The organism is Dermacoccus sp. Tok2021 (assembly GCF_019895135.1).
GTDB classification, from domain to species: domain Bacteria; phylum Actinomycetota; class Actinomycetes; order Actinomycetales; family Dermatophilaceae; genus Dermacoccus; species Dermacoccus abyssi.
In genome coordinates this window covers 65,860-72,428 of sequence record NZ_JAGTHU010000018.1, presented here as the reverse complement: position 1 = coordinate 72,428, position 6,569 = coordinate 65,860, and the positions used below count along the sequence as shown (strand labels likewise).

The 6,569-nt window shown below is 69.9% G+C and carries 6 protein-coding genes; 5 read left to right on the top strand and 1 reads right to left on the bottom strand.

Translation table 11 applies throughout. The features are described from left to right. Both K9D12_RS14935 and miaB read left to right on the top strand, forming a co-directional pair. On the top strand, positions 1 to 827 hold an 827-nt coding region (locus K9D12_RS14935), incomplete at its 5' end, for a regulatory protein RecX (RefSeq protein ID WP_225911186.1). 12 nt (positions 828 to 839) lie between these two features. Further along, positions 840 to 2,372, top strand: coding sequence for a tRNA (N6-isopentenyl adenosine(37)-C2)-methylthiotransferase MiaB (miaB, locus tag K9D12_RS11235; protein WP_223060251.1), 1,533 nt, complete (start codon positions 840 to 842; stop codon positions 2,370 to 2,372). A 29-nt stretch (positions 2,373 to 2,401) separates the two neighbouring features. On the opposite strand, the gene K9D12_RS11230 is transcribed toward miaB, so the two are convergent. Beyond that, positions 2,402 to 3,310, bottom strand: a complete 909-nt coding sequence (locus K9D12_RS11230; RefSeq protein ID WP_223060250.1) for a LysR family transcriptional regulator — start codon at positions 3,308 to 3,310, stop codon at positions 2,402 to 2,404. A gap of 64 nt (positions 3,311 to 3,374) precedes the next feature. On the opposite strand from K9D12_RS11230, the gene K9D12_RS11225 reads away from it, so the two are divergent. The 3 genes from K9D12_RS11225 to dapF are packed head-to-tail and all read left to right on the top strand — an operon-like array spanning position 3,375 to position 6,546. Then, on the top strand, positions 3,375 to 4,634 hold the full coding sequence (locus K9D12_RS11225; protein ID WP_225911185.1) for an MFS transporter: 1,260 nt from the start codon (positions 3,375 to 3,377) through the stop codon (positions 4,632 to 4,634). Between the two features lie 55 nt (positions 4,635 to 4,689). Continuing rightward, positions 4,690 to 5,670: a tRNA (adenosine(37)-N6)-dimethylallyltransferase MiaA gene (gene miaA / locus K9D12_RS11220; protein WP_370633498.1), complete on the top strand. Its 981-nt coding sequence runs from the start codon at positions 4,690 to 4,692 to the stop codon at positions 5,668 to 5,670. Positions 5,671 to 5,682: 12 nt separating this feature from the next. After that, a complete protein-coding gene (dapF, locus tag K9D12_RS11215) occupies positions 5,683 to 6,546 on the top strand; it encodes a diaminopimelate epimerase (protein WP_223060248.1) in 864 nt (287 codons plus the stop codon). Positions 6,547 to 6,569 lie beyond the last annotated feature (23 nt).

Sequence of the window (6,569 nt, the reverse complement as noted above, 5' to 3'; positions counted from 1 at the left end):
CCCCAAACCCCCCCCCCCCGCCCGCGGGGGCCCCCCCGGGGGGCCCCCCCGACTTCATCGACCCCTCCGACGTCGTCGAGGCCAGCTTCGACGCATCGACCACCTGGGGTGAGCAGCGCTCAAGCCCGACATCGGGTGGTTTCGAGCCTCGCGATGACGAACCGTCGTCTTCGGCCGGTCGGCGAGGCTCCTCGGGTTCGTCCTTCGGCGAGGGCGCACGGTCGTCGGGCCGTGGCGCCAAGGGCAAGGGGCGTAAGAAGAAGCAGCTCACGTGGGCCGAGAAGGCCGAGCGCCGGGAGAAGCGGGCGCAGAAGCGCCGCGAGGAGGAGGCGGCCGAGCGCGAGAAGGATCCGCTGGGGTTTGCTCGCGAGATCGTTCTGCGTCAGCTCACGGCCGCCCCGAAGAGTCGAGCGCAGCTCGCGGACAAACTGCGCGAGAAGGAGGTCGACGACGACGTGGCGGAAGCCGTGCTCGACCGCATGGAGGACGTGAAGCTCGTCGACGACGAGGCCTACGCGGGCATGCTCGTGCGTTCACAGGTCGCCTCCCGCGGACTGGCGCGCAAGGCGCTCGCGCAGGAGCTCAAGCGCAAGGGCATCACCCCCGAGGTGGCCGAGGGCGCCCTCGAACAGGTCGACGACGACGCCGAGCGCGTCGTCGCCCTCCAACTCGCGCGCAAGAAGATGACAACGATGTCGCGCCTCGACGAACAGACGCAGACGAGGCGTCTCGCCGGGCTCCTCGCCCGCAAGGGATATCCGCCTTCGCTCGTGTGGTCGGTCATCAAGGAAATCCAGGGTTCGGCCGCACCCGACGAGGCGCACTAGAATCGATGGGCCATGGCTAAGACGTATGAGGTGCGCACCCACGGGTGCCAGATGAATGTCCACGACTCCGAGCGCATCTCGGGGCTGCTCGAGCAGGCCGGGTACACCGACTTCGCTGCGGTGCCCGACACCGAGCGCTCGGAGAACCCCGACCTCGTCGTGTTCAACACGTGCGCGGTGCGTGAGAACGCCTCGAACAAGCTGTACGGCAACCTCGGCCACCTGCGCCCGGTCAAGGACAAGACGCCGGGCATGCAGATCGCCGTCGGTGGCTGCCTCGCGCAGAAGGACCGCTCCGACATCGTCAGCCGCGCCCCCTGGGTCGACGTCGTCTTCGGAACGCACAACGTCGGCTCCCTGCCGGTGCTGCTCGAGCGCGCGCGCCACAACGCCGAGGCGCAGGTCGAGATCCTCGAATCCCTCGAGGTCTTCCCCTCGACGCTGCCAACGCGCCGTGACTCTGCCTACTCGGGCTGGGTCTCCATCTCGGTGGGCTGCAACAACACCTGCACGTTCTGCATCGTGCCCGCGTTGCGCGGCAAGGAGAAGGACCGCCGACCCGGCGAGATCCTCAACGAGGTCAAGGCACTCGTCGACCAGGGCGTCGTCGAGATCACCCTGCTCGGCCAGAACGTCAACACCTACGGCGTGGAGTTCGGCGACCGCCAGGCCTTCAGCAAGCTGCTGCGCGCCTGCGGTGAGATCGAAGGCCTCGAGCGGGTCCGGTTCACGAGTCCGCACCCGGCCGCCTTCACCGACGACGTCATTGAGGCCATGGCCGAGACGCCGAACGTCATGCCGAGCCTGCACATGCCCCTGCAGTCGGGCAGTGACAAGGTGCTCAAGGACATGCGTCGCAGCTACCGCAGCAAGAAGTTCCTCGGCATCATCGACAAGGTGCGCGAGCGCATGCCCGACGCTGCCATCACCACCGACATCATCGTCGGCTTCCCCGGCGAGACGGAGGAGGACTTCCAGGGCACGCTCGACGTCGTCGAGAAGTCGCGCTTCAGCTCCGCGTTCACGTTCCAGTACTCCATTCGCCCCGGCACCCCGGCGGCCACGATGGACGGCCAGATCCCCAAGGAAGTCGTGCAGGAGCGCTTCGAGCGCCTCATCGAGCTCCAGGAGCGCGTCTCCTGGGCGGGCAACCGTGAGCAGGAGGGTCGCACGGTCGAGGTGCTCGTCGCCCCGGCCGAGGGCCGCAAGGACGCCGAGACCAACCGCATGTCGGGCCGTGCCCGCGACAACCGTCTCGTCCACTTCGCCGTTCCCGAGGGAGCCGAGCGCCCTCGCCCGGGCGACATGGTGACGGTCGAGGTCACCTACGGTGCGCCGCACCACCTCGTCGCGGACTCCGGTCTCGACGGGGGCACGTACGACGTGCGTCGCACTCGCGGCGGCGACGCCTGGCAGGCTCTGCAGGACGCGGCCTCAGCGGGAACGCCGGCCGGCGCGGCCAAGCCCGCCGTCGCGCTCGGCATGCCGTCGATCGGCAAGCCGGATACCCCGGCGCCGAGCGCCCCCGCCTGCGGCATCGGCTGACGCCGCTCCGCATCCCACGCCACGCGCCCCTACTGCCCGAAAGGTAGTGGGGGCGCTTCCGCGTCGGCGAGCGAACGTGCCACGGCGGGGAGCACCCGATCGGCGGCGCGCACGATGCCGATCTCGCGCGTGAGTGCCGGGTCGCACAGAGTCACGAGGCGCACACCGTCCGCGCCTGATCGACGCTGTTCGCGGGGGAGCAGGGCTACGCCCAGCCCCGCTTCGACGAGCCCGCGCACCGTACCCAACTCCTGGCACTCGGTCCCCAGACGCGGGCGGAATCCGGCCTCGGCGCAGGCCTCGTCGAGCACGCGTCGCATGCCGTAGTGAGCCGGCATGGTGACGAAGGTTTCCTCGGCTGCGTCGCGTAGCGTCACTTCCCCGCGTGAGGCCAACGGGTGGTCTTCGGGAACGGCCAGGGCGATGGGCTGCTGGATGAGCGAGCGCCACTGGAGGCCTTCCTCCACGCGCGGCTTCGGAGAGACGATCCCGACGTCGAGGTCGCCCTCGCGCACGAGGCGACAGATCGTCTCGGCGGCATCCTGCACGAGTTGGAAGCTTGCGTGCGGGTGACTGCGACGCACGTGGCCCAGCAGGTGGGGCACGAGCCAGGGGCCGAAACTGTGGAGGAAGCCGAGGCGCAGTTCGTCGTCGCCCCCGTGCATCTCGGCGATGCGCGCGCGGGCGACGGCCATCGTGAAGTCCGCGCGGCGGGCCGCGTCGACGTAGATGCGTCCGGCGTCGTTGAGGCGCAGCCGCCGCCCCGGTCGATCGAACAACGACGCTCCGAGCGCTGATTCGAGCGTCGCAAGCCTCCGGGAGAGGGTCGGCTGGGTCGTCCCGAGCATCGCCGCGGCATCGGTGACGTTCTCCACCTCGGCCAGGGTCACGATCCAGCTGTGACCTGAGAGAACCTCCGCATCCTGTTCATGCGTCATGTGCATCAGTGTGGCATTGAGAACGTATTTCCGTATGTGGGTCGCCCGGCGCAGAGTGAGGGACATGACAGCGACAGCGGAGACCGAGCAGCCCGGGGCGGCACAGCACGCCGATGCACCGCGGGGCTATGTCCGCGGCGACGCCGGCTATACCCGCATCACGACGGCGCTCTTCGCGGCCGGTATGGCGACCTTCGTGTCGATGTACTCGGCGCAGGCCGTCCTGCCCGACCTCGCGCGTGAGTTCGATGCGTCCCCGGCCGTGGCGGCCCTCGCCGTCAGCGCGACGACCGGTGTGCTCGCCTTCGCCATCGTTCCGGCCAGCATCCTCTCGGAACGCTTCGGACGCAGCCGCGTCATGGTCGCCTCGGCGTTGCTCTCCGCGATCATCGGCCTGCTCATTCCTCTCGCGACCTCGCTCGAGGTCGTCCTCGCCGGCCGTGCCCTCCAGGGCCTGACCCTCGCCGGTGTGCCCGCCGTCGCCATGGCCTACCTCGCCGAGGAGGTGGACGGCGCGTCCCTCGGAACGGCCATGGGCCGCTACATCGCAGGGACGACGATCGGTGGGCTGGCCGGACGCATCGTGGCCTCGTTCGCGCTCGACGTCACGACGTGGCGGTGGGCACTCGAAGCGGCTGCCGTCGTCGCGCTGGTGTTCACCGCCCTCTTCGTGAAGCTCGCTCCGGCGAGCCGATTCTTCGAACCCAAGCGGATCGGTCTTCGCGCGTCGAGCGCCAATCTGGCCCGCCACCTGCGCAACCCGCGCATCATGGCACTCGTGGCTGTTGCCTTCCTCCTCATGGGCGGCTTCGTCTCGATCTACAACGTGCTCGGGTTCCGCCTCCTGCGCGAGCCCTTCGCTCTGCCGCAGGCCGTGGTCGGCCTCGTGTTCTGCCTCTACCTGTCGGGCACGCTCACGTCCGCCTGGGCCGGACGCCTGGCCGACCGATACGGTCGCGGGCCGGTACTCGCCGTCTCGACCCTGACGATGGCTCTCGGCCTGCTCCTCACCTGGTTCGACAACCTCGCGACGCTGCTCGTCGGCATGCTGGCGTTCACCGGTGGATTCTTCGCGGCCCACGCGAGCGCGAGCGGGTGGGTCACGGCCCTCGCAACGCACCATCGCGCCGAGGCGAGCTCGCTCTATCTGTTCGGTTACTACACGGGCTCGTCCGTCATCGGTGCGCTGGCCGGGTGGCCCTTCGCCACGCTGGGATGGGGCGGGACGCTCGTCCTCGTGCTTGCCGCCGTCCTCGCGGCGCTCGGTCTCGCCCTCACCCTGTGGCGTCGCGCGGGCCAGGCGCCGACTCCCGCCGCGGCGTAAGCACCGCCGTGCGCGGCTGGTGCAAGCGTGCTCCGAGCTTTGGGAGAATAGGCGCGTGAACACCCCCGGTACCGATCGAGCGCTCGTGCGACCGCGCGTCATCGCCGTCGTCGGCCCGACGGCAACCGGCAAGAGCGATCTCTCGCTCGACCTTGCCGAGCGACTCGGCGGCGAGATCGTCAACGCGGATGCGTCGCAGTTCTACCGCGGTATGGACATCGGTACGGCCAAGCTGCCTGTGGGGGAGCGGCGCGGCATCCGGCACCACCAGATCGACACCCTCGACATCCTCGACGAGGCGACGATCGCGCGCTTCCAGCGCGAGGCTCGGGCCGACATTCAAGGGGTGCTGGCTCGCGGCAACGTTCCGATCGTCGTGGGCGGCTCCGGCCTCTACCTGCGGGCCGCGCTCGACGTCCTGGAGATCCCGCCGACCGATCCGCAGGTACGAGCCCACTTCGAGCAGCGCCTCGAGGACGAGGGCTCCGGCGCCCTTCACCGGGAGTTGGCCGAGCAGGATCCCGCGGCGGCTGCCGACATCCTTGCGAGCAACGGGCGCAGGGTCGTGCGCGCGCTCGAGGTGATCGCGTTGACCGGACGCCCCTTCAGCGCCACGGCGCCGACGAAAACCTTCCTCGAACCGACGATCGTGCTCGGCCTCCAGGCCGACCCGACGGAACTCGTGACCCGCATCGAGCGACGTGTCGATCTCATGTGGGAGCGCGGGTTGCTCGACGAGGTGCGTGAACTCGACGCCCGAGGCCTGCGCAACGGGCGGACGGCGAGCCGGGCCATCGGCTACTCCCAGGCGCTCGAGCACCTCGACGGCCTTCTCGACGAGCGGGCAGCCAAGGAAGCGACGGCGATTGCAACGCGCCAGTTCGCCCGTCGTCAGCGCGCGTGGTTCCGCCCGGATCCGCGGCCGGTGTGGCTGCCCTACGACGCACCCGATCTCCTAGATCGCGCAATGGCGGAAGTCGACGGCTACAGCCAGGCGCGGCACGGAAGGGTCGCGGCTGCGTCTGACGCCGTGTGACACGATGAGCGCGTGACGCGCATTCCATTCACCAAGGGCCACGGAACGCAGAACGACTTCGTCCTCGTGCCCGATCATGACGGCACCCTCGACCTCAGCGTCGACGACGTCGCCTTCCTGTGTGACCGCCGCGCTGGCATTGGCGGCGACGGCATGATCCGCGTCGTGCGCACGGCTGCGGTGCCCGAGGTCGCGGCGCTCGCCGGAGAGGCTGAGTGGTTCATGGACTACCGCAACGCCGACGGGTCGCTCGCCGAGATGTGCGGCAACGGAACGCGCGTCTTCGCCGAATACCTGCGCTCGCGCGGACTCGTCGCGAGCGAGCAGTTCGCCATCGCGACGCGCGCCGGCGTCAAGGAGATGGTGGCCGTCCCGCACGGCTGGGCCGTCGAGCTCGGCCAGTGGCGCCTCGCCCGGGAAGAGGAGGCCGAGCGCCGCGGTATGGACTCCGTCGTCCAGGTCCACGGTTCGCCCGACCCCTTGCCCGCGCTCAGCCTCGACCTCGGCAACCCGCACACCGTCGTCGCGCTACCTCCGTCGGTGCACCTGGGCTCCCTCGAGCTGCACGAGGCACCGCACGTCGACCCCCACCCGGAGCACGGCAGCAACGTCGAGTTCGTCCATGCGATCGAGCACGCCCACATCAGCATGCGCGTGCACGAGCGCGGCAGCGGCGAGACGCGCTCGTGCGGCACCGGCGCTGCGGCCGCGGCCATCGCGACGTGGTGGTGGGGCGGCAAGCCTGAGGGCCAGCTCGACTGGAAGGTCGACGTTCTCGGCGGCACGCTCGGCGTGCACATCAAGGGCGACGAGGTTGCGCTCTCGGGGCCGGCTCAGCTCGTCGCCGACGGTGAGGTCGACCTGCCGCAACGCTGAGTCGCCCGGTCGGACAACGCTCG